This is a genomic window from Brakhagea slesvicensis (assembly GCF_052161625.1).
Taxonomy (GTDB): domain Bacteria; phylum Planctomycetota; class Planctomycetia; order Pirellulales; family Pirellulaceae; genus JBKCUI01.
In genome coordinates this window covers 3,530,703-3,554,389 of record NZ_CP197412.1, presented here as the reverse complement: position 1 = coordinate 3,554,389, position 23,687 = coordinate 3,530,703, and the positions used below count along the sequence as shown (strand labels likewise).

Annotated in this window: 19 protein-coding genes; 4 read left to right on the top strand and 15 right to left on the bottom strand. The window is 55.1% G+C overall.

Going from position 1 to position 23,687, the window contains the following annotated elements; all coding sequences use genetic code 11:
• Window positions 1–7: 7 nt before the first annotated feature.
• The 7 genes from lptE to nrdR form a co-directional block, all read right to left on the bottom strand.
• The gene (gene lptE, locus SH467x_RS13455) at window positions 8–538 is read right to left on the bottom strand and encodes an LPS assembly lipoprotein LptE (RefSeq protein WP_482367624.1); all 531 of its coding nucleotides are present in this window, start codon (window positions 536–538) and stop codon (window positions 8–10) included.
• On the bottom strand, window positions 535–1,902 hold the full coding sequence (gene bamD / locus SH467x_RS13450) for an outer membrane protein assembly factor BamD (RefSeq protein ID WP_482367623.1): 1,368 nt from the start codon (window positions 1,900–1,902) through the stop codon (window positions 535–537). Before bamD ends, lptE begins: the two co-directional genes overlap by 4 nt.
• Complete coding sequence (gene recO, locus SH467x_RS13445) at window positions 1,899–2,672, bottom strand: DNA repair protein RecO (protein WP_482367622.1); 774 nt, start codon at window positions 2,670–2,672, stop codon at window positions 1,899–1,901. Before recO ends, bamD begins: the two co-directional genes overlap by 4 nt.
• A 2-nt stretch (window positions 2,673–2,674) precedes the next feature.
• The gene (locus SH467x_RS13440; protein ID WP_482367621.1) at window positions 2,675–3,526 is read right to left on the bottom strand and encodes an NAD(+)/NADH kinase; all 852 of its coding nucleotides are present in this window, start codon (window positions 3,524–3,526) and stop codon (window positions 2,675–2,677) included.
• Between the two features lie 39 nt (window positions 3,527–3,565).
• A complete protein-coding gene (dxs, locus tag SH467x_RS13435) occupies window positions 3,566–5,470 on the bottom strand; it encodes a 1-deoxy-D-xylulose-5-phosphate synthase (RefSeq protein WP_482367620.1) in 1,905 nt (634 codons plus the stop codon).
• A gap of 2 nt (window positions 5,471–5,472) precedes the next feature.
• Window positions 5,473–6,324 (bottom strand): polyprenyl synthetase family protein, encoded by an 852-nt coding sequence (locus SH467x_RS13430; RefSeq protein ID WP_482367619.1) that lies wholly within the window; start codon window positions 6,322–6,324, stop codon window positions 5,473–5,475.
• 198 nt (window positions 6,325–6,522) lie between these two features.
• The gene (nrdR, locus tag SH467x_RS13425; RefSeq protein ID WP_482367618.1) at window positions 6,523–6,984 is read right to left on the bottom strand and encodes a transcriptional regulator NrdR; all 462 of its coding nucleotides are present in this window, start codon (window positions 6,982–6,984) and stop codon (window positions 6,523–6,525) included.
• Between the two features lie 317 nt (window positions 6,985–7,301).
• Between nrdR and SH467x_RS13420 the strand changes: the two genes are divergently transcribed.
• Window positions 7,302–8,675: a S1C family serine protease gene (locus SH467x_RS13420; protein WP_482367617.1), complete on the top strand. Its 1,374-nt coding sequence runs from the start codon at window positions 7,302–7,304 to the stop codon at window positions 8,673–8,675.
• A 4-nt stretch (window positions 8,676–8,679) separates the two neighbouring features.
• Here SH467x_RS13420 and SH467x_RS13415 read toward each other — a convergent pair whose 3' ends face one another.
• The 4 genes from SH467x_RS13415 to rplU form a co-directional block, all read right to left on the bottom strand.
• Complete coding sequence (locus SH467x_RS13415; RefSeq protein WP_482367616.1) at window positions 8,680–11,139, bottom strand: transglutaminase TgpA family protein; 2,460 nt, start codon at window positions 11,137–11,139, stop codon at window positions 8,680–8,682.
• A 12-nt stretch (window positions 11,140–11,151) separates the two neighbouring features.
• On the bottom strand, window positions 11,152–12,366 hold the full coding sequence (locus SH467x_RS13410) for an A24 family peptidase (RefSeq protein ID WP_482367615.1): 1,215 nt from the start codon (window positions 12,364–12,366) through the stop codon (window positions 11,152–11,154).
• A 184-nt stretch (window positions 12,367–12,550) separates the two neighbouring features.
• Window positions 12,551–13,081 (bottom strand): shikimate kinase, encoded by a 531-nt coding sequence (locus SH467x_RS13405; RefSeq protein WP_482367614.1) that lies wholly within the window; start codon window positions 13,079–13,081, stop codon window positions 12,551–12,553.
• A gap of 6 nt (window positions 13,082–13,087) precedes the next feature.
• Window positions 13,088–13,402, bottom strand: coding sequence for a 50S ribosomal protein L21 (gene rplU, locus SH467x_RS13400; RefSeq protein WP_482367613.1), 315 nt, complete (start codon window positions 13,400–13,402; stop codon window positions 13,088–13,090).
• A gap of 220 nt (window positions 13,403–13,622) precedes the next feature.
• On the opposite strand from rplU, the gene SH467x_RS13395 reads away from it, so the two are divergent.
• Both SH467x_RS13395 and ftsY read left to right on the top strand, forming a co-directional pair.
• Entirely contained in the window at window positions 13,623–15,296 is a 1,674-nt protein-coding gene (locus tag SH467x_RS13395; RefSeq protein WP_482367612.1) for a CTP synthase, read from the top strand.
• 58 nt (window positions 15,297–15,354) lie between these two features.
• Window positions 15,355–16,458 (top strand): signal recognition particle-docking protein FtsY, encoded by a 1,104-nt coding sequence (ftsY, locus tag SH467x_RS13390; RefSeq protein ID WP_482367611.1) that lies wholly within the window; start codon window positions 15,355–15,357, stop codon window positions 16,456–16,458.
• Here ftsY and SH467x_RS13385 read toward each other — a convergent pair.
• The 4 genes from SH467x_RS13385 to SH467x_RS13370 are packed head-to-tail and all read right to left on the bottom strand — an operon-like array spanning window position 16,452 to window position 22,101.
• A complete protein-coding gene (locus SH467x_RS13385) occupies window positions 16,452–17,498 on the bottom strand; it encodes a radical SAM protein (protein ID WP_482367610.1) in 1,047 nt (348 codons plus the stop codon). The genes ftsY and SH467x_RS13385 overlap by 7 nt on opposite strands.
• Window positions 17,495–18,436: an RluA family pseudouridine synthase gene (locus tag SH467x_RS13380; RefSeq protein ID WP_482367609.1), complete on the bottom strand. Its 942-nt coding sequence runs from the start codon at window positions 18,434–18,436 to the stop codon at window positions 17,495–17,497. The genes SH467x_RS13385 and SH467x_RS13380 overlap by 4 nt, the downstream gene beginning before the upstream one ends.
• Before the next feature lie 9 nt (window positions 18,437–18,445).
• Window positions 18,446–20,383, bottom strand: a complete 1,938-nt coding sequence (locus SH467x_RS13375; protein WP_482367608.1) for a c-type cytochrome domain-containing protein — start codon at window positions 20,381–20,383, stop codon at window positions 18,446–18,448.
• A gap of 53 nt (window positions 20,384–20,436) precedes the next feature.
• The gene (locus tag SH467x_RS13370) at window positions 20,437–22,101 is read right to left on the bottom strand and encodes a serine/threonine protein kinase (protein ID WP_482367607.1); all 1,665 of its coding nucleotides are present in this window, start codon (window positions 22,099–22,101) and stop codon (window positions 20,437–20,439) included.
• A 262-nt stretch (window positions 22,102–22,363) separates the two neighbouring features.
• On the opposite strand from SH467x_RS13370, the gene xylA reads away from it, so the two are divergent.
• Window positions 22,364–23,674 carry a xylose isomerase gene (gene xylA / locus SH467x_RS13365; RefSeq protein ID WP_482367606.1) on the top strand — a complete coding sequence of 437 codons (1,311 nt, stop codon included), beginning with the start codon at window positions 22,364–22,366 and terminating at the stop codon, window positions 23,672–23,674.
• Window positions 23,675–23,687: the final 13 nt, after the last annotated feature.

The window sequence follows — 23,687 nt, the reverse complement described above, 5'->3', positions numbered from 1 at the left end:
CCAATCCTTACCAACGGGCTTCCATCTGATCGACGATGTGGTTCGCTAATCGTTCCACCACTCGCATATTGGCTGTTGAAATCGACTGACCCGCTTCCGGAACAAAGTCGGCGTTGTCCGAAAAGAAGAAGTTCGTTTCTCCAGGTGGCAGGAAACGGTTCTCGACTAGTGGAAGGTTGCGTCGATCGACCCAACTCATCTCGATGGACATTACCGTTTGAAGCAAACGAGGTTCGTCGGTTCCTGTCTCGCCGATCACTCGCTTCGAATCACCCGTCATCCGGCAGGTGAGAATGGAATCTGCCGTACCGAGATCGGCCAGTTTGTATGGGGTCCTGCGTTCGATCTCTTTTTGAAGCGTCTCGGTGAGCTGTACCCCTAACTCCGGTCGGAACGAATCGGATTTGATGATCGGCACATGAATGGTCCGAACATCGTTTCGGTACAAGCTGCGCGTGCCGATGTTGTACCCCAAACATCCCGGAATACAGATCGACAGAAGCAATAGGAATACCCCACCCGCGAGGCTCTTGGTCATCGTCGAATCACTCCGCCATCGACCGGAGTCGCTTCCAAGAGCCTTGCGGTTCTCGCTTCGCGCTCTTTGCGGTCCGACTCGATCACTTCCTCGGGCAGAGGTTTGCGAAGGGGAGCGGTCTTATCCCGACTGGGAAATAGGACCGTCAACTCGGAGAGATAGGGAGTCGGTTCATCCGGCATCGTACTCAGCTTCACGAGCATATCACGAGCGGGTTGGGCAAAGGCGGTTTGATCAAAGTTCTCGAGGATCTCCTCGCACTTCAACCGCGCCGCGAGCGCCTCCCCTTTGTTGAATCGAAGCTCGGCATTGTTATAAAGCCTCTCCGCTTTCCGATTCACCAACTCGGTGTACATGCGGTCAATCTCATCCTTGTCGCGGCGATAGTCCTCGGGAAACTGTTTCAAGTTCCGGAAAAACTTATCCGCTTTGTCCAAAGGATCAAAGGAATAATCCGGGCCTCGATAGGATTCGAGCGCGGATTTGATGCCGAGCAAGTGAGCGCTGTAGAGATGGCGAGAATCGGGATACGTGGTGATCAGCTCGTCATACGTATTGAGAGCTTCGATCCACTTCTGATTGCGGAAATGGCTTGATGCCAGTTCCATGGTTACGTCGTCCGCAAGCTTCCCAGTGGGACTATCGAGCCGCATCTTCTCCAAGACGCGAATACCATGTTTGGCCGTATCATTCCACGGCTTTCGTTTGTCGGTGAAGTTCACGTGGTAGAACTGGTCATCGAACTGATTCCAATAGAGCCCGATTTCCATCCGTCGCTTATCGACATGGTCTTGGTATCGCGTGCGGGGGTAGTCTTTCACCAGCCTAACGTAACGATCCTCGGCTTTAGGATATCGCTCAGCAAAGAAGTAGCTTTCCGCGGCCATGAGAAGCGAATCTTGGTGCAGGTAGGAGCTGATCCAATTCTTTCCGGCCTCGTCGAATTGCTTTCCAGCCTTTTCAAACAGCTCAGCGGCTGCAGTAATCTGCGGATCGCGATTCTCCTCGGGGGTATTCTGCGCTTGTTTGAACAACTCGGTGGCCTGGCGATAGGTCTCCTCCGCTTGTTGGAACTGCGTCTTTGCCAACGTGGGATTGGCGGGCTTGGTTCCGATCAACGGAACATTCTTTAGCAATCCTGGCATATTGCTCGTCCGTTGTTTCTCGGCAAGACGCCCCTCGGGACGCACGTAGTTCCCTTCAGAGTCTTGATACCCCTCGATCGCTCGTTTGGCCAGATCGTATTCGTCCTCTTTCTTGGTGAGCCCTAGCGTCGCACATCCTGAAATCGAAACGACCCAGACTAAAAGTATCCATGTGGGATGGCTCACCCGGAGGCTATGAAGCTTTTTGGTCTTCCTCAACGTTTTAATTCCTCCAAGAAATCCATGAGTCGCAATCGCCGATCCGCCAAATGGGTAATAAACTTCTCCATCGCAAATCGAACTTCGCCTCGCGTGGTGGCGGATAGGTCTCGGTAACTACTCACGCTATCGACCAGCCCGTCACCGTCCGATGCAACCATTCGCAGAAAAGTGATCGTCTCCTCACGCAATCGCAGGACATAACGCTGTCCTGCGAGGCAAGAATCACATAGCACTCCTCCTGCGTCGATTCCGAACAAGTAGCTTCGGTTCCGCCCGGACTCTACAAAATTCCCGCATCCCGCGCAAAGCTCAAACGTCGGTAAATGGCCAAGCACCCGAAGGAATTCCATCTCAAATCGGAGAACAACCTTCGCAGGATCCTCCATTTCATCCAACTTAACGAGCGACGCATCGAGAACGTCGAAATGGTCCTCCATCGGTTGATGGTTCTCGGTCAACACATGCGTCAGCTCGGCCAAGTAATAGGCTGCGTAGAGTGATAGCAAAGAATGCTCACCACCTTTGAATCGCCGCACGAGTTTGGCCTCGGTGAGAATATCGAGGGTGTCGTTCAGCTTCTCGATGAAAACAATCTGTGACTTGGCCAATAAATCGAGCGCGTTCTCAAACGGGCTCTTCAATCGCCTCGCCCCCTTCGCCACCGCAGAAACTTTCCCATGGGACCGAGTAAACAGGGTCACCACCAAGCTTGTTTCGCTCCATGCGACCGAACGCAGCAGGATCGCTTCGGACTTCTCCAACCCCATAGTTATTCCGCCAGCCTGGGCTTGCCGCTCCAACCCAGTTTGTCCCGCAAGGCCTGGTAGTCGTCATGCCCTGGAACACCGATCAATTGAAACGAGGAGTCCGCTCGAGCGATGCGAACCTTCATGTCTCGCTCCAGATGACAAACCACGCGACCATCGACGACCAAGCTTGCGGTCGGATGATCCACTCGGAGCATCAGATCGAACACGCGATCCGCCGTATCGACAACCGGACGCATCGTGAGGGTGTGGGGGCTGATCGGGCAGATCACAAACGCCTGAAGATTCCGGCGCAGGATGGGCCCCCCTGCGGACAAATTGTGCGCCGTCGATCCGATGGGGGTACTGATGATCAACCCATCGCACGCGTAGGTTGTCGCTAAAGCGGCATCGATGAAGAGATCGATGTAAAGCATCGAATAGGGAGGGCCCCCTAGAATGCTCGCTTCATTGAGCCCGATCATCGAATGAAGCAACTCGTCTCCGCGATACACATCGCTCTGCAACATCAAATGGCTGGTGAGCGTGAAATGCCCCTCTGCAATATCAGGCCATACATTCACGAACTTGTCCGGTTGAATTGCCGCGAGGAACCCGAGCTTCCCCAGATTCACTCCCAACACGGGTCTCTGCCGATGCTTCATCTGCCTGGCAGATTGCAAGATCGATCCGTCCCCTCCAAGCACCACCACCAAATCCGAAGAGCATTGCTCAAAGTCGTGCTGAAATGCCTTGTCGACCGCGACGATCTCGGCATGACGCTCAATGCACGGCAGCAGCTTGGGCAACTCCGATTCCACCCGAGGTCGATTCGGTGCTGCAAGCACAACGACGCGAGGTTTCTCGCGTCCCATGGACCTCCAAGGTGCAACGGAGTGTTCAGACACGTGAAATCACACTCCTGCGTGGCTGGCATCGGAGTAGCGTGCGCTGAGGGTCCGGCACGTCGCCGCAATTCCCGCTGCATCCAATCCGAGGTCGGCTAGAAGGTCGTTCCTTTCCCCATGTTCGATGAATCGATCGGGCAATCCGAGCGTTCGGAGGCCTCGGGTATCCCAACCGTGCTGGCAAGCGGACTCGAGGACCGCAGAACCAAATCCTCCCATCAACGCTCCTTCTTCGACCGTGACGACAAATCGGCACTCTTCGAACACCTGCGCGAGCATCTCGGTGTCGAGCGGTTTGATGAATCTCGCATTGATCACGGCGACCTCGATCCCCTCCTGTTTAAGGAGATCCGCCGCCGCCAAGGCTTGCTGCAGCATGGCGCCGCACGCGATGATCGCCCCATCGGTAGCCCATCGGATCGTTTCGGATTTTCCAAGCTCAATCGGCTGCAAGGGGCGTTCAAACGTCAAGGCGGACGTTTTCGGATAGCGGATCGAAGTTGGCCCGTTGTGCTGCAACGCGAACTCCAACATCGGTTCTACCTCGGTCGCATCCCCAGGAGCCATCATCGCAATATTCGGGAAAACGCGCAGGTAACCAATATCAAACACCCCATGGTGCGTCGGACCATCCGGACCTGTCAAACCGGCTCGGTCCATCATCAGGCAAACCGGTAAATTCTGCAGCGCGACTTCCTGGAAGATCTGATCGTACGATCGCTGCATGAACGTGGAGTAGATGGCAACGATCGGGCGAAGGCCCGTTTTGGCTTGCCCAGCCGCAAAAGCGACGGCGTGCGATTCGCAGATCCCGACATCGAAGAACCGATCGGCGAAGGCGTCGCGAACCGGCTCCAATTTGTTCCCTTGGCACATGGCAGCGGTCATCACCGTCACCTTTTCATTCTTGTGCATCTGGCTCAAGATGGCATCGCGAGCGAAGTTGGTAAACGCAGGTTTCTCCAGGGTCGAGCGAACCTTCGGGGAACCATCTTCATCCTCGAATGCCGGGGGAGTGTGGAAGTAAACGGGGTCCCGTTCCGCCGGTTTGTAACCTCGCCCTTTCTCCGTCACCACATGGAGCAATGTCGGGCCTTTCTGATCCTTCACCATCTCTAGATACTTGCGCATCAGATGGATGTCATGGCCATCGATCGGTCCGATATAGCGGAATCCAAACTCCTCGAACAACATGCCCCCCACCATCCCCGCCTTGACCCCCTCTTTGATTTGGGCCAACAGTTTCTCCGCAGGATCACCAAACAGCGGGAGCTTATTCAGTACCTTGACGACCTCGCTCTTGAGACCCGTGTAGAAAGGGTTTGTTCGCAATCGATCCAAGTAATTCGCGACCGCACCGACGCGAGGACAGATCGACATCTTGTTATCGTTGAGAATCACGATCAGATCCGAATTGAGCTCTCCCGCGTTGTTCATCGCTTCAAAGACGATCCCGGACGGAAAAGCTCCATCCCCGATGACGGCGATGCTCTTTCGCCCCGCCTCCTTCTGAAGATCATCGCCACTCTTCAATCCCAGTGCCGTCGACACAGAACAGCCGGCGTGTCCCGTCATGAACAAGTCATATTCGCTTTCGGAAGGATTGGGGTATCCCATCAATCCCCCTTTCATGCGTATGCTCTGAAATTCGTTGTAACGACCTGTTATCAACTTATGCGGATAGATCTGGTGCCCAGTGTCCCAGATCAATCGATCCCGTCGAAAGTCGAAAACACTGTGCAACGCCAAGCAGAGCTCCACCACTCCGAGGTTCGATGCAAAGTGAGCGGTTCGGGTCGCCAAGAGATTGCAAAGCACATCTCGGATCTCGCTCCCCAACTGCTCGAGCTGCTCGATGCTCATCGAATGCAGAGATTCAGAGGACTCCAGTTTCGAAAGCAGTTCGTGCATGCCTAGTGACTCCTGTCGATGATGTATTTTGCTAGTTGCTGAAGGGGCACTGCCGCAGCTCCATAAGGTTCCACCAAACGGACGGCCTTTTGAACCAACTCGCGGGCCTTCGCCCGGCTATCCTCCACCCCGTAAATGGAGGGATAAGTCAATTTGCCACGTTCCTGGTCTTTTCCGGTCCGTTTCCCAGTGTTCTCCGCGGTGCTCTCGACGTCCAGTAGGTCGTCCGCGATTTGGAAAGCAATTCCGATTGCATCGCCGTATTGGGACATCACGCGCAGGTCTTTCTCGGATGCCCCCGCAGCGATCCCTCCCAATTCGACCGAACCGCGAATCATGGCCCCCGTTTTTCGAGCATGAATGGATTGCAGCAGCCCGCCGTCCCCCCCATGCTTCTCGGCCCACAAATCGTCCACTTGCCCCGCAACCATCCCCTCCGGTCCCGCCGCCTTGGCCAAGACCAGCAAACTCTGCACTTGCTGGCGAGGAGTCAACTCCGATTCCATCAATGTTTGAAAAGCAAGGGCCTGGAGACCATCCCCCGCTAGGATCGCTGTCGCCTCATCGAACTGAATGTGGCAAGTCGGCCGTCCCCGACGCAGATCGTCATCATCCATCGCAGGCAAATCGTCATGGATGAGCGAATAACAATGGATCATTTCCAAAGCGATCGCAGAAGGTAACGCGGATGCAGCCGTGCCACCGAGCGATTCACACGCGAGCAAACAAAGTACTGGTCGTAGTCTTTTTCCAGGCCCTAACAACGAATACCGCATCGAGTCCCGCAAGCGATCGGGGCATGCCTCCGACAACCCTGCGATCCGAGTCTCCAAAGCCTGATCGATTAGCCCCACGAAATGCTTCCAGCGTTCCTGAAGAGGGTCGATTGCGGTAGCCGTGGCGATGATAGTACCCTGGTAATTTCCGAAGAGAGTTGTCGCTGAAAAGAAAAAAGAACCATGGGAAGCCCCCTCCCGACCCGCCCGCCGCGGGAAAGGGAGAACCCTCCCAAATGATCATGCGACAAATTGTAGCGTTTTGTCGAGTCCCGATCAGCTCTTTTGACTCCGTTTCAAGATCGGTCGCAACTCCTCGACAAAATCTTGAATGTCGCTGAACCGGCGATACACACTGGCAAATCGCACAAAAGCGACTTGATCCACCTCCCGCAAATACTCCATGCAGAGGCCACCGATCTCCTCACTCGAGACCTCTTTCTCGTACTGATCGAGGATGTGCGACTCGATTTCCGCTGCCAGTCGCTCGATTTGTTCGACATTGATCTTTCGTTTCCAACAGGCTGCCTGCAGCCCCCGAGCGATCTTCGCCCGGCTGAAATCTTGATGACTTCCGTCCCGCTTGACGACTTGCAGCAGCCCTTCTACCCGCTCGTACGTGGTGAACCGACGACAGCATTGATTGCAATATCGACGCCTGCGTATCGCCTTGCCGTCCTCGACACTCCTTGAATCGCGAACCGCGTCGTTGTCACTGGAACAATAGGGGCAGCGCATGCTTCGATTTCCTCAATCCTTGGAAGTCCTGGAGGTGACGGAGCCTGGACTCCATCCTAGACCGCGCAATCTACCATCGGCCCGTCGCCTATTTCAATGCAAGAGGTCAGAAGGAGGAAAATTGTCAATCTGGTGAATCTGGCAAGAGACTGTCGCGTGGGTCGACTTGGGATAGCTTCGGATAGGCAGATCATGCCGCTTCTTTGGAACAACCGATCCTACCGTTACCGAACCGTTCCCGCATTGCTAGCAAGCCTCAAGCTCTAGCCGGTTTGGCCAACCCAGAATCCGCTTCCGTACCCAAGCTTCGGACCAGCATGAAACTACGCACCCTAACCCAGCGGCTGCAGGCAATCTCCGTCGGATTGTTGGCCACCTCGTTTTGGGTAGGACCTACGTCCCATCTCGTAGGTTGCTCAACAGCTTGGGCTCAACAAGAAAACGATCGGGTCACCCCCATCGTTCGCGCCATTCGCAAAGCCGAGCCCGCCGTCGTCAACATCCAAGGCAACAAGACGGTCACCAACACCGGAACCAACGGTGTGTCGACCGTCCAAGAAGTCAACGGTATGGGTACGGGCGTCATCATCGACCGACGTGGTTTGATCATCACGAACTACCATGTGGTAGACGCCGTCCAAAAGATCGAGGTCACACTCGCCGATGGGACAACTACCATCGCAACTCTGATCAACTACGATCCTGAAACGGATCTCGCTATGATCAAAATCAACGTCGACAAGGACCTACCCGTCATCCACGTTGGACGCAGCGATAATCTCCTTCGTGGAGAATCCGTCATCGCGATCGGAAATCCTTTCGGATATCAAAACACCGTTACCGTTGGAATCATCAGCGCACTCCATCGAGACATCCCCGTCAACGGCTCGCAACAATACACCGACCTGATTCAAACCAATGCCGATATCAACCCAGGAAACTCGGGCGGCCCATTGCTGAATATCGATGGAGAAGTCATCGGTATCAATGTGGCCGTCCGAGTCGGCGCTCAAGGAATCGGGTTCGCGATCCCGATCGACAATGCGATCTCCGTGATGAGCGAACTCGTCGCCCAATACCGGACAACAGGCTCACATGGTTTGGTCTGCTCTCGCGTTTCGACCGAAAATGGGATGCAGCTGGTCTTGGACGAATATCGAAGCAGCAGCAATAAATCGTCGCGCGAATTCAAACCCGGCGATGAAATTGTCTCGATCGGTGGCCAAAAGGTTCAAACACCGTTGGATATCGAACTCGCCTTGCTGGGACTACCGGCCGGAGAGACGATCGAGCTAGAACTCCAGCGCAGCGGAGAAACCCTCGTTCACAATGTGGTCCTTCCGAGAAAATCCTCCGTTTCCGACGAAACGGATATCCTTCGCATGGCTTGGGACAAACTCGGAATCCGCGTAGTACCCGTCCCCGCCTCGCAAGTCGAACCGGTCGGTAAGGACTACGAAGGAGGACTCAAGATTGTCGAAGTTCGACCGAACAGTCCTGCGGCACGGCAAGCCCTGAGTACGGGCGATATCATCGTGGGTGTGATGGATTGGAAAACCCCCAACCTCAAGCATCTCGCTTGGGTCATGGCAAACAACAGTTTCCAAACCGCCAGCGCAGCGCAATTCCACCTTCTGCGCCGCAATCAATTCCTCAAAGTTGCCATGACCCCCGACAGGACCAAACGCTAGGCGATCACTTTCTTCGCTTGATCGATTCCAAAGAACGCAACTCTCGCTCCAACAGTGCCACTGTTTGCGCATCTAACGAACTCTCGCCACCATAGCGAACGCGATAAAAACTTTCCGCAAGCAATCGATCGTCCAGCATACGGTTCTCGAGGAGAATGGATTCCTTTTCCAGCTGCTTTCGAACGGCCGTTAAAAACTCTTGCGGAGTCTGCCACGGAGACTTCTCGAACCCAAGCCGCTTCAAGGCTTTGACCAGTCGATTGTAAAACGCAATCGAGGTGCGAGTCGTCTTCTTCTTGCGAGCCACCGCCAATCTTGGAGTCCATTGAGGGAACAACCACAATGAGGTCCGGTATCCCAATACCGAGATCGCTCCCACGACGCAAATCACGACCGCCGCTCGCCACGAGAACCAGCGATCCGGAGATGCCAACCCACCGATCAACCTACTCGACTGAAGCTTCGCGAAAAACTGCTGAAATTGCGCCCACATGGCATCATACGAACCCTCCGATGTCTCGGCGAAAATGGAGAACATGTTCCCCTGCCTCGATTTGTCCATGTTGAGGATCATTTCCGACCAAAGGTCCTGCATGACTCCCAATGTTTGCCCCGCTGAAGGTATCACGGCAGCTCCTGCATTGGACCCCTCCCCAGCCGGCGTTGGATCCATTCGCAACCACATCCCCTTGCCAACCCACGCAGGAATCGGTTCGCGAAGCCTTCCCTTTTTGAGCTCCTCGGCCGTGAAATAAGCCTCCACCCACACGTGAGCATGCTTCTGCTGAACCGTGAAATATCCTCCGAGCTCGTTGTATTCGCTCGGCCGAAAACCACTCACGATTCGCGTTGGAATGTTCATCGAACGAAGCAGCATGGCCAGGGACGAAGCATAGTACTCGCAATGTCCCTTCTTCTTGTTGATCAAAAAGTCCGCGATCGGATCGATCTGGGAATTGGTGGGAGGAGTAAGCCGAAGCGAATACTTGAATTCTTTACCGCTGGCGAGATATTGCTCGAGGAACATCGCCCGAGCTAGCTTGTTAGTAGGCTCGACTTCGCTTTGACTCAGTATCTCGTCTCGCACTGCCAGGACAGGAGATAGACTTGCAGGGAATTCGGTCAACTCTTCGCGGCGATAGAGTCGCAACGCAACATCAGGCCCCTCGTCTCCATTGTTAGCGTCCAAGGTGTTTACTAAATCGGGCAGCAACGACCGCTCCTCGCCGCCAAAAAAGCCATAGGTCCGAAATGCATAACGACGCTTGAGCGCTTTGGTCCGCGAGTCATCGGACGAGTCGATCAATCGCCAATCCTTTCGCGTTGCGTAAAACCCACTGGGTTGGGGTGCATGGGAGAAGGGAGGTATCACTGCCGCAGGCTCACCCACAGGAGCCTTCTCGAGTATCGAGACGACAACTTGATCGGAACCCTCTACCAGCGCTTCATTCATCTCCTGGACCTTGGGCACCCTCCGGAAGAAACGCTGATCGAGGATGACGGCTGAATCCCCCTTTTGCCACACACCTCGCGTTGGCCCCTCATAGTACTTGTGCAGTACCGTCAATCGAATGTAAGGAGGCTGATTGGGACGGTATTCCCCTCCGGTCTTTTCGTTGAACATTTGCATCCGAAAGACTTGCGACTCGTTTTGCCGAATATCGCCGTAATAACGCAACGATACCTGCTCCGAAAACCCAACGCTCGCCGACACCCAGCTTTCCGCCTCGTAAGCCCCCACCTGCAGTCGCGGCAGTGTGTAAAAGTATCCTACGGTGAAAACCAAAACCGCTATCGTCAATGGAACCAAACTGGTGCGACCGCCCCCCCACGCTCTTCGACTTTTGGCGATGATGCGATCGATCGGCTCGCTCGCTTGCAATGCAATTCCCGATCGTCTCTTGCTCGTCGTCGCCTCCCTTCCCAACCAGTACAACAATCGAGACCAGAATCCCAACGACTCCGTTTGAGACTCGCTGTGCTTGATTTGAGAGGTGTAGTAGGCCAGCGTCATCATCGCCGCGCACCCCACTCCCAAAACAGGGAGCATCAAGACTCCGTACAACACGTTGTCATTGACCAAAGCAGCCACCACCAACTCGAGCAGAAGAAAAACACCCCACTGCTCGAAGACCCGTTTGGACTTCTTTTGGAATATCAAAGGCAACTGCACATAGACCAATAGATTGCCAACCGCGATGAGCTGATTCGATACCGACTGATTCAAAAATTGACCGACAGCAACGACCGCTCCACAAATCATCAACAAATAGACCAAATAGCGATGCAGCGAAAACCATCCCAATCGATCGGTGTAGAGATGCCCGACCACCACCGCCCCCGCAACGATCATGGGCAAACTCCACGACTCGTTCCCCAACCCCACCAAGCCAGCGATCACGATCGCCAAAATGCCAAAGTAAAGGGCGCACTGCCGCAAACTCAAGTCGATGGATCGGTGCATCTCTTTGTTTCCTTATCCCCCGCGTGATCCCGCTAATCGCTTCACGAACTCGATGCCCCCCAACATGCTCGCCAAAACCAGGAGCAGAAGGCCCCAAAAAAGGAGCAGCAACTCCGGGGGTAGCAAAATCACGGAAACGACATTCCACAATCTTGCCCAATCCCAAAGCACATACGCCACTCCCATCGACAGGTACGGACCGAAAGGAGTCGAACTGTCTCTCGTCACGACCCAAAACAAGATAACGAAAAGCAAGGCGAAGAAGGGGGAAACAAAAAAGGATATCCAGACGACTTGCCAGCCAACAAACGCTCCCACCATGGCCATCAAGGTCACGTCACCAAACCCGAGCGCCTCACGCCCCATCACCAATGCGGCAACCAACCGAAACGACCAAACCAACATCCCTCCCAAGCCAACTCCGAACAAAGAAGATAACAACCCTTCCCAATGCTCGGGGCCTCCGAAATAGTAGGTCCCTACAATCCAAGCCAAACCGAAAGCGGCCATCGCTCCAACCCATCGCGTCCACGGATCCCGCGCAAGCCCCGCCCAGAAATAACTCCACGCTTTCACCAACCCCCGCCGCACGATCCATCGTCGATTGAGCAAAGCAAAACACCAGCCAAACCATAACAGGACGCCGAGGATCAGCCCCCAATCCCCCCCCTGACTCCAGTAATACGGCCAATCGAACGCGGAATTGGCATGCAAAGCGCGACTTGCAATTGGCGGAGTTACTAAGGATGCTGGATCGATTTCTCGTAGCCGCCAAGCGGGGAAAAGTGTGGTACCGAGCATGCCGATCCAAGTCCCAGGAACGGTGATCAAGTCCGGGATTGTTCGCTCATCAAAGTCGATAAACGTCGCCGCCACTAAGAATAAAAACAACAACGAAACGCAGACGAACGAACCGAACAGCGCCGCGCGAGGCACCGGACTACCACCCGGAAAAACCATCCCCTCGCTCATCACATGCCGATGCAACAGATAGAGGACGATAGGGATACCGATCTCGATCAACATCGGACGCAGCCAAAACCATCCCCCCAACTCGCCCCGATCTCCCCAGCGAAAAAGCCACCCGACAATGGGGAGACGACTCCACCAACGAGAGTCGCGACGCTGCCAAGGACTGATCGGCCTAGGGCCATATGCGAATTGATAAATCGCAAAGTTCACCGCCGGCCCCAGAAGCAGTCCGATCGCAACGATCCAATAATCCATCCAGAATTCTCTTTCGACCTGGTACCACTCAGATACGGAACACGGAACAGAAACACACTTGGAACATCCCGCGCGGTATGCAGTATATCGCTGCGACCGTTCCTACCGCAATCAGCCGCTATCTGCCCAAGCCCCCTTCACGAGCCAAAGGTCAGCTAGAACGAGCTAACGCTGCATTGGCAATTCAAACCGCAATCCGTTGATACGCGTCCGCAATCTGCTTCACCACCGAATCGATCCCATTGGCCTCGGTGTCGAAAGATTGATCGGCCGATTCGCGGTAAAGAGGAAGCCGCTGGGCGAGCACGGCCTCGATTTCAGAAAGCACCCCCAGCCGACTCAATGCAGGACGCCTCGATGCCGTCGACTTGTCACCGGAAATACGCTCTGCCAGGGTCTGCGGAGAAGCTTGCAACCAAGCCACCCAACCCGATGCTTTGAGCAGCGATCGGTTCTGCAACCTTAATATCGCTCCACCACCCAATGCAACAACATGAGGGGAGGTCGCAGAAACCAATGACCGAATCGCCTCGGTTTCGAGATCGCGAAAAACTTCCTCACCGGAAGTTGCAAAGAGTTCAGCGATCGTCGCACCGGCATTCGCCTCGACAATCGCATCGGTATCACACCAAGGCATACCAAGAAGCCCCGATAACCGCTCCGCGATCGTAGTCTTTCCACAACCGCGGTACCCCGTCAGATACAGATGACGCACCGACGTTTAGCCGTCGATCGACTCGATCTTGATCCGGGTGTACTTCTGACGGTGACCCGTTCGAACGTCATAATTCTTACGACGGCGATACTTTTGGATGTAGATCTTTTCGCCCTTTTCCAGGCCGATCACCGAAGCGGTAACCTTCGCTCCGGAAACGGTTGGCTGCCCAAGCTTCAAACCGGCATCGCCACCAATGGCCAAAACGCGGTCGAACTCGATCTTATCGCCGGTTTCGGCCGTATCGCGATAATCGATGTCCAGAAGCTGGTCTTTTTCAACTTTGAATTGACGTCCGCCGTCACAAATGATCGCGTACATGGCTGGCAAAAAAGGGGATAATAGTCTGGAAACGAATCCGGGTTCGGGAATTTCGAACTGCGAAGATTAACGAGGATCCTCCCTCCCGTCGAGCCCAAATGAGGGATCTTCCTCGGTAAAAACTGTCCGTTTGTCACGCTCCACGATCAATGCTAGGATTTTGGGAGCTCGGGTCTCTCCCCACTCCGCTTTTGCCGCTGATTCGTCGGTTTACCATTCCATGACCAAGCATATTTTCGTTACCGGTGGGGTCGTTAGCTCCATTGGAAAAGGCCTTACCAGCGCTTCAATCGGCATGTTGCTCGAAGCTCGAGGATTGCGGGTCCGCATGCAAAAGCTTGACCCCTACATCAATGTCGACCCCGGCACGATGAGCCCCTACCAGCACGGGGAAGTCTACGTGCTCGACGACGGTAGCGAAACGGATCTGGACCTTGGCCACTACGAACGCTTTACCAGCGGAAAACTGACTCGCGACTCCAATTACACAACCGGCCAAATCTACTTGCGGGTGATCGAGAAGGAGCGACGAGGACAATTTCTCGGGAAAACCGTCCAAGTCATCCCTCACATTACCAACGAGATCAAAGAAGCGATCCACCGGATGGCCGATAGCGATACCGATATCGTCATTACGGAAATCGGCGGCACCGTAGGGGATATCGAATCCCTCCCGTTCCTCGAAGCGATCCGCCAATTCCGACAAGACGTCGGCCGGGACAATTGCCTCTTTATCCACCTCACGTTGGTCCCCTACCTTAAAACCGCTGCGGAAATCAAAACAAAACCCACCCAGCACTCGGTCGGCCTGCTGCGTCAAATCGGGATCCAACCCGATATGCTGATCTGCCGCTGCGAACAACACATCTCTCGCGAAGAACGAGAAAAGATCGCCCTCTTCTGCAACGTCGACTTGGAAGCCGTTATCGAGGAAATCGACAAGGATTTTTCGATCTACGAAGTCCCGCTCTCCCTTCGAGATCACAAACTCGATGAGTTCGTGATGAAGCGATTCCACCTCACCGGCCAACCGCTGAAACTCGATGCGTGGGACAACCTGATGTTCGCGCTCCGGAACCCCAAACACGAGATCAGCATCGCGGTCGTCGGCAAATATGCAGAACACAAGGATGCGTACAAGTCGATTTATGAATCGCTCGACCACGCGGGTATCCACCACCAAGCCCAAATTCGCATCGCGAGAATCCAAAGTGCCGATATCGAAGAAGAGGGTCCCGAACGGATCTTGGCGGGCTACGACGGTATCTTGATTCCCGGCGGTTTCGGCGAACGAGGCGTCGAAGGAAAAGTGCAAGCCATTCGCTATGCGCGCGAACGAGAAATCCCGTTCTTCGGTATCTGCCTCGGTATGCAATGCGCCGCAATCGAATTCGGCCGCAATGTCGTTGGATTGGAACGAGCCCACTCGACCGAATTCGATAAAGACACTCCCAGCCCTGTCATCTGCCTATTGGACGAACAAAAGCAAGTCACGAATATGGGCGGCACGATGCGCCTCGGTGCACAGCCTTGTTCGCTCCAGCCCGATTCTATCTCCCACCGGGCATACCAGGAGTCGACCGTCTCGGAGCGGCATCGCCACCGTTACGAATTCAACAACGTCTACCGAAGCCAATTCGAGGCGCATGGGATGCAGTTCTCCGGCCTCAGCCCAGACGGAGGTTTGGTCGAAATCCTCGAACTCCCTTCGCACCCATTCTTTCTGGCAGTGCAATTCCACCCGGAGTTCAAAAGCAAACCAACCAAATGCCACCCGCTGTTCGGCGCCTTTGTAGGTGCCGCTATCCAACGCCGTACCGGACGCATTCAACGGAACGCTTCGGCGAAACCATCGGAGTCGACCACCAATCCCCCTCCGGTAATCACGCCCTGACCCACCGGTCTCGTTCGTGACCCCAGCCCTTCTTGGAAGAAGCAAAAGTTGCACCGCTATGGCTTTCTGGAACAGAAAAACCAAAGACACCCCACGTCCCGAAGCCCCTTCCGCCCCCATCGCAGGACAGGAACAACCGGCTGCACCTGTGACGAATACCATGGAGGACGCCGAGTCCGCGACGCCCAACCCACGCACCACAGCGTCCGGCGTAGCAAGCGATGCGCAGGATCGAGCCGCTACAGATGGCGCTGCAAAAACGAGTTGGTGGCGCCGTGCCCTGAGCAAGACCAATGAACTGCTCAACACCGACATTCGCGACCTTTGGAAATCGGAAGGGCGACTGGTCGATGATGATTTCCTAAAAGAACTCTTCGCCATCCTGGTGAAAACCGATATGGGGAATGGGATGGCCTCGAAAATCCGGGATTCGATCCACACGCAATTCCGCGGCCGCAGGATCGATATGGAAGAGGCCTTCCAAGTCATTCGCGATGAACTGGGAAATGCTCTCCGAAGCAAACAATCTCCCCTCGCTCGCTCCACCACCGGCCCTACGGTCATCTTGGTCGTCGGCGTCAACGGCTCCGGCAAAACGACTTCCATCGCGAAACTCGCCCACCGCCTCACCCGAGAAGGAAACCGTGTCCTCCTCGGCGCTGGCGATACATTCCGAGCTGCCGCCGTCGAGCAACTTCGCATCTGGTCCGAACGAATCGACTGCGACATCGTGCAAGGGGAACATGGCTCGGATCCAGGGACCGTCGTCTTTCGAACCTGCCAAAAAGCCATCGCGGAATCGTATGACGTCTGCATCCTCGACACCGCTGGCCGATTGCAAACCCAAAGCAATTTGATGCAGGAACTAGAAAAACTCAAACGGATCATCGCGAAACAAATTCCCGACGCTCCGCATGAAGTCCTCTTGGTGCTCGACGCGACCGCCGGCCAAAATGCCATCAGTCAAGCCAAAGGGTTTTCGCATGCCGCCGGCTGCACCGGCATCGTCCTCGCCAAACTCGATGGCAGCGCCAAAGGGGGCGTCGTCGTCCCCATCGCGGAACAATTCGCTCTCCCTGTGAAGTTCGTTGGTCTCGGCGAAAGTCTCGAAGATCTGGCGGAATTTCAGCCTGACGAATTTGTCAAAGCGTTCTTTCAGTAAATCACCAACTGACCACACGCCGCATTATCCCCCGCCCCGAACGAATTGCGAATCGTCGTTGCGATCCCCCCTCGACGCAACGCATCCGCAAAGTCCTGCTGACGCTCTCTCGGCGACGGGTCGAGCGCCTTGCCACGCCCCACCGTCGTGCTGTTGAGCGGGATCAAATTCACCTCGACACAAAGACCCTCGCAAAACGACAACAATTTCTCCGCCTCAAGCTGCGAATCGTTCCAACCATCGATCAGCACGTATTCGATCCAAACAGGTACCCCCGGATGTTCCGGTGCATCTTTTTGTTTACATTCGATCCTCTGGATCTGATTGATGGACCGCACCGTTTCGCGCAAGACATCCAAATCATTCGGAGCCTTGGGCATCAATCTCCTGCGGTTAGCCTCGTCTGCCGTGTGCAAACTCAACGCCATTCGGATCGATGGATATCGTCGCACCAACGACAACATGGCTGACGGAATTCCGGAGGTAGAAACCGTAATGTACCTCTCGCGGAGCCCAAATCCCCGATCGCTCACCAGGAACGCGATCGATTCCATGACGGCTTCGAGATTGTGCAAAGGCTCTCCCATCCCCATCAACACGACGTTGCGCAAATGCCTCCCTTCGCGGTGCGCCAATCTCCGCGCCAAATAGACTTGCTCGAGCATCTCCTCGGACCGCAGATTCCTTTGGAATCCCATCGTCCCTGTGGCACAAAACAAACATCCAACCCCGCACCCAATCTGCGAAGAAATACAGACGGTCGCTCGTCGTCCCCGCTTGGGAAACAGTACGACCGTCTCGCAATCCTGCTGAGTCCGATTCGATCGCAAACGGACTTTCACAGCCCCTGACTCGGGAACACCCACCGTCTGCGCGACCGACCAACTTCGCGTCCAAGCCATGTTGGCCAAATGCTCCTCGATAGGCTCCCCCTCGCGCAGTACCTTCCATGCTTTTCGCTTGAGCGATGTGCAACCACTAGATGCACCTAAGATATCCAGCCAATGAGGATATGGGGTTGCAGGAGTCGCCTCGATCATGTTTGCTTGCGCTGTGTCCGAACGAAATCCCGGAATTCCTGGGGCCACGGGGTCTCGAAAAAAAGGGGCTCTCCCGTTCTCGGATGCTTCAATCCCAAACATTCCGCATGCAACGCGATGCGCTGAAATTGCCAAGCCCAGTGGGCTGCCTGCCGCGGTCGATAGCGAGGATCTCCTAAGATGGGATGCCCCAACTCTGCCAACTGCACCCGAATTTGATTGCGCCGACCTGTCTCTAATTTCACTTCGAGCACCGCGGCATCGGACAAAGCGGATTGCACTTTGTAATTGGTGATCGCGATCTCCCCTTGCGTCTCGTCGGCGACCAAGATCCGGTTCAGATCTGCATCGGTCGATAGATAATTCACCAAACGCCCCTCAGGCTGTTTCGGAACCCCCGCGACAATGGCGACATACTTGCGATGCGGTTTGCGATCCGCAAATTGATCGCGCAGTCGTTCAGCCATCTCCAGCGACTTGGCAATCACCAATACCCCGGACACTCCACGGTCCAGTCGATGCACACAAAAGGCTTGGGCATTCCGATCGGTCGATCGGTAACGCCGTTCGACAAGGGACAAGAGAGTGTGCGCTTCGCGATGTTTGGTGGGGACAGTCAGCAAATTCGCTGGTTTATTGACAAGCGAAATATCTTCGTCGTCGTACAGAAATTCAATCGTCCTCGAAGACTGCTTCCTCTTCGTCTGCTTGATCGGAGCCACGATGGCCTGCGGAACCAAATCGACGGAAATCTCATCTCCGGCATCGCATCGAAACCAACCTTGTCGCTTCACTCTCCCATTTACGGACACGTAGCCTTGCTCCAACAACCCATCCACTTGGGCAGGCTGCAATTTGAACAATATCTTCACGACATTCGCCAAACCCCTTGCGGGAAAAGGGATCGATTCGGGAAGCGCCTCCGTTTGAATAGCCATAAGAGCCGTCTATTTCCGTCCAAGTACTTGTTGTAAGAACCCTTCGAGCGGGCCGACGTTCTTCAACATGGCTTGATCGAAAGGGGTGCCCGCTGCGAGGGCCCGAACGAGCGCATCGTACTGCCTCTTCCGATTGCCGTCGTTCATAAACCGCACAATTCCAAATCCGATGGTCGCGGAATCCTCATCGTTCAATCCACCATCCAGAAATCGCTTGAGATTCTCCATCTGCTTCATCGATTCCGGCAGTCGGTTCATCCAAGCCTTCACTCTCGCATCTTGCACGCCCGAAATCTGCGCTAAGGTCTGCCGGCCCGCCCCGTCCGCAAACCACTTGGGGGTTCCCTCTTGAGAACCAATCCAAAGGCTCGCCAACTGCTGCGCCAAAGACGACTCCAATATCTTCGGTTCGCTCGAATCATAAACGACGGTGATATACGCATCCAAAACATCCGCACGCCAATGCCCTGACCATTCCGCCGGAAGAGAGCGGTTCTCTAGCATCGTCCCAAACTCGCTGTAATCATATCGCTGCTTGAGGGCAAAGACCGTCACGCCTCCTTTGACCAACGATTCCTTATTGCGAACCCCAAAGAGCCGCTTTACTTCCTTCTCCGCATTCTTCATCGCTCCTAAGAGCCGTTTCGCTCCATCGGCTCCAATATTGCCGATAATGTGAAATCGGTCATCCAGCGCTTCATCGGGCAGCGACTTCGGTGCAACGATTTGCCACTTCTCTTTCGCGCGCGATACCCGACGCTCCATAAGCTCTTCATGGGAAGCCTTCGATGCCCAAGCCTGCGAGATGACAGAATCGAGTCTCGCTTCCTTGCTCTCGCCATCGAACGAGGCCCCTTCATCGATCCAAGTCGAAACGAGTCGGATATTGTCCTCGGACAGCGCCGGGCGCCCTCCGGCAGGCATCCGCTGCCCAGCCATCCCTCGCAGCTTTTTGACCAGTAAACTATCGGCCCCTTTGCCAGGCGTCACGATGGGGCCACTGTCGCCGCCTCGCAGGAGCTGACTGAAATTATTGAACGCGAGCCCTCCCATCGGACGCATACCTGCGTAATGGCAACCATTGCAATTCGACGTTAAAATCGGCGCGATGTCTCGAGCGAAACTTACCGTTTCCTTTCCCGTCGGTGCAGCGGTTTGCAATAGTTTGTCGGGCTCAGGGGCCATGTCTGGACCATTGGGACGATTGGCTGATGGAGATCGGATAATGGAAACCAAGGGAGCTTGCGGGGAGATCCCGTCCGTCTTCGCTCCTTGCTCGATCCATTTTTTGAGCTTCGCCAAGTTCTCTTGGGTGACTTTGCCTCCCCCTCGGGGCATATCCCCGGTCTCGATAGTTTCGACAATGCGACTCGCGACAGCGTCTCCTGGGAACAAGACCACCGCTCCCTTGGCACCCTTCATGAGCGCGTCCACGGTCGCCATGCTAAAGCCACCGCTGGCCTTCTGAATATGACACCTTCCGCATTGATCGACCATCCAAGGTGCAATGTCTCGTTCGAAAACAACCGCATCCCCCTTATTGGGATTGGGCATTGGAGTTCCGCTCGAACTATCCGGCTTCTTCGCAATAAGTTCCTTCCAATCCGGCAATGGCTCCAAATCGGCTCCTTCAATGGCGAGCAGTTCCTGAAGGCCTGAGATTTGCTGATAGAGCTTTTGCAACTCACTCCGATCGCGCCCGGTGGACATCGGAGCGAGAGCTACAATTTGCTTCGCGCTGGAGGTGGTCGCCTCCAAGGCTTCCTCTAGTTTCTTCGCGTCCATCGCTGCACGCGCCTTGGCAACCTCAGCCTTGAGCCCTGCAAGCGAACCGTCTTGGTAGACCGCCGCTATGGCAGTTGCGTCCCAAATCCCTCCTGCCGCGATGGTCGCGCAAGCGATTGCAAGGAGGTGGAGGCAAAGAACGATACAACGAATGCGTGGCATGAAGAACAACTCCCAAGCGATGGCGATGACGGCCCAGCTCGCGGTAACGCTGGTTAAGACCGCAGCATGAGAATAGCGACGATCAACCCAAATAGTACTGCGACAACTCCAGCGACACCTAGCAAAATCCAGAGATTCGTCTTGGGACGCACGGCGTCTTTACCCGGTCTTTCCACTTTCGCGCTCTGAGATACCGAACGGTTGGCCACAACGGACTTCGCGGTCGATTGGGCTTTTGCAGGCCCCGCCGACATCGGCTTGCTCCCGGATGGTCCGGATGGTCCCGTCGAAACACCGCTCTTGCCGACTCCGGAGCCAGCGGGCCGGCCCGCCATTGGCTTGACCAAAGGAGAGCCGCTTCCTCCCCCTTTGCTGCCACCGGTTAAGGGAGACTGCGCTCTCGCAATCGCTTGACTCTTCGATTTGGACGGATTCGGGGAGCTCGTATCATGCATCAAATCAATCTGGCTATCGATCAAAGAACCATCGCTTTTCGCGATCGCCCGCAGCACTCCGCTGTCCGATGTCGACAGTTTGACAATCGCGGAACTCTTTCCACCCATCGTTCCTTCGTTGCGATTGGAAACCGTGTCTAAGTCTCGATTCGATTTGAGTTTGTCGTTGAGCACATCGGCGACGGAGAAGTTCGCAAGGATCGATGCGGTCTCCTTCACCTCCTTTTTATACTTCTCCAACCAAGCTTCCAGTACGTCGGCCACTTGATCGCACGACCCATACCGGAATTTGGGATCCTTTTGCATCATCTTGACGCAGACCCCCTCCAATTCACCAGGAATGTCTGGGCGATCTTTGCGGATATCCTCCGGTATGTTGTTCTGGTGTTTGATAATCCGGCTAGCGATCGATCCCTCGGGGAAGGGGGGATGCCCGGTGAGCAAGAAATAGAGTGTGCATCCCAAGCTGTACATGTCAGCCCGATGATCCACTTTATGACTATTGATGGCTTGCTCGGGGGCCAAGTAATCTGCGGTCCCCAATACCTTGTCGTTGTACTCCATGGTCAGCGATGCGTCGGTGTCCTCCGCAAAGAGAGCGAGCCCCAGATCAAGGACCTTCACCATCCCCTTCTTGTCCACGAGCAAGTTCGCGGGCTTGACGTCCCGGTGAATCAGTCCGGCGTCATGAGCATGCTGCAGCCCCCTCGCCGCTTGAGCAATGTAGTAGGCAGCTACCGCGTAGGGGAGTGGACCATGCTTGCGAACCAGCGTTTGCATGTCCGCTCCTTCGACGTACTCCATCACCAAATAGTGAGTGTCTTTTTCGTTGTCGATGTCGTAGGCGCGAACGATGTTCGGATGATTGAGAGACGCGATCGCTTTGGCCTCGCGCTGGAATCGTTCGAGATAGCTGTTATTACCAAGCTTGGATTTGGGCAACACCTTGATCGCACGTTTGTGCCGCATCCCCAAATGTTCCGCCAAATAGACACTGCTCATCCCGCCGCTACCAAGGTGTCCAAGCAGCTTGTGGCGGCCTAAGAAAAATCCTTTGTACTTTCCCTGCAGGATTTTTTCGCTTTGCCAGCGTGTGATCAGCCCCAATTCCTCTAACTCTTTGCAGACAGCGACTGGATCGGAAGGAAGGGATCCGGAATGCTTGGCGCGGACCTTATCGAACGCTTCCTGAAGAGGAGCCGCATCGACCAAGCGACTTTTTTCGATCAGCTCTTGTATTCGCTCTGCAGTTATTTGCGTCATGCCCAAAACCCAATTAGCGGCGTGCGATCGATTGAGAGGAGTGTATTACTAAGTTTACTGGAAAAAGCTGCGTTGGAAATCGAGTCAATGGACTGCGGGCCCAACTTTTCTTCTTGATTTCCTCCCGCGAATGGGCCCGTCCCGCTCTCCCACAATTGGCTCTCCGAGGTAAACTCTACGCCTCGTCCTGAATTCCATTTCAGTCCAGGGATTCACCTCTATCGAATTCGTTCTCGCGCAAGCGGCTTCAGAAAGCATCGCCATGGCTTACTTTCCCGAAATCTCCAAGATCCAGTACGAAGGCCCCAAAAGCCGGAATCCTCTCGCATTCCGTTGGTACAACCCCGATGAAATCATCGAAGGGAAAACGATGAAGGACCATTTGCGGTTCAGCATCGTCTATTGGCACACCATGCGTGGCACCGGGTCGGACCCCTTCGGCCCCGGCACCGCCATTCGCCCTTGGGATGACGGCTCCAATTCGGTCGAAAACGCGCTGAAACGCGTCGAGGTTGCGTTCGAGCTCTTTCAGAAACTCGATGCCCCCTATTACGCATTCCACGATCGGGACGTCGCTCCCGAAGGAGATTCCCTCCGCGAAACCAATGCGAACTTCGACAAGATCGCCGACGCCCTTTTAGCGCACCAAAAGGGGACCGGAGTGAAGCTGCTATGGGGGACAGCGAATATGTTCAGCAACCCTCGCTTCATGCACGGGGCTGGTACGAGCTGCAACGCCGACGTCTTCGCGTACGCAGCGGCACAGGTCAAGAAGGCAATGGAGGTCACCCACCGACTCGGGGGTGAGAACTATGTTTTCTGGGGCGGCCGCGAAGGATACCAATGCCTCTACAACACCGATATGAAACGAGAACTTGACCATTTGGCCAAGCTTCTCCATATGGCCGTCGACTATGCGAAGAAAATCGGGTTCAAGGGCCAGTTCTTGATCGAGCCAAAACCGAAGGAGCCGACCAAGCACCAGTACGACAGCGACGCGGCTGCCTGCCTCAACTTCCTCCGCGCCTACGATTTGCTCCCCTACTTCAAACTCAACCTGGAGACAAACCACGCAACCTTGGCAGGCCATACCATGATGCACGAGATGGATTACTCGGGCATGCAGGGAGTCCTCGGTTCGCTCGACGCCAACACCGGCGACTTGCTCCTCGGATGGGATACGGACCAATTCCCGACCGACTACTACTTGACCGCTCAGACCATGCTCATGGTGCTCAAGTACGGTGGATTCACGAGTGGCGGAGTGAACTTTGACGCCAAAGTACGACGCGAGAGCTTCGAACCCATCGATCTCTTCCATGCGCATGTCGGCGGAATGGACGCGTTCGCTCGAGGACTTCGCATCGCCGCCGAGATCCGCAAAGAAGGCCTTCTCGACTCCTTTGTAAAAAATCGCTACCGAAGCTGGGACAGCGGGATCGGAGCCGACATCGAAGCCGGCAAATCGGACTTCGCCTCTCTCGAGAAGTACATGCTCGAGAAAGGGGAACCGGACACCAACGAAAGCGGTCGCCAAGAGATGCTCGAAAACATTTTCAATCTCTATATCTAACGGTCGCCACACC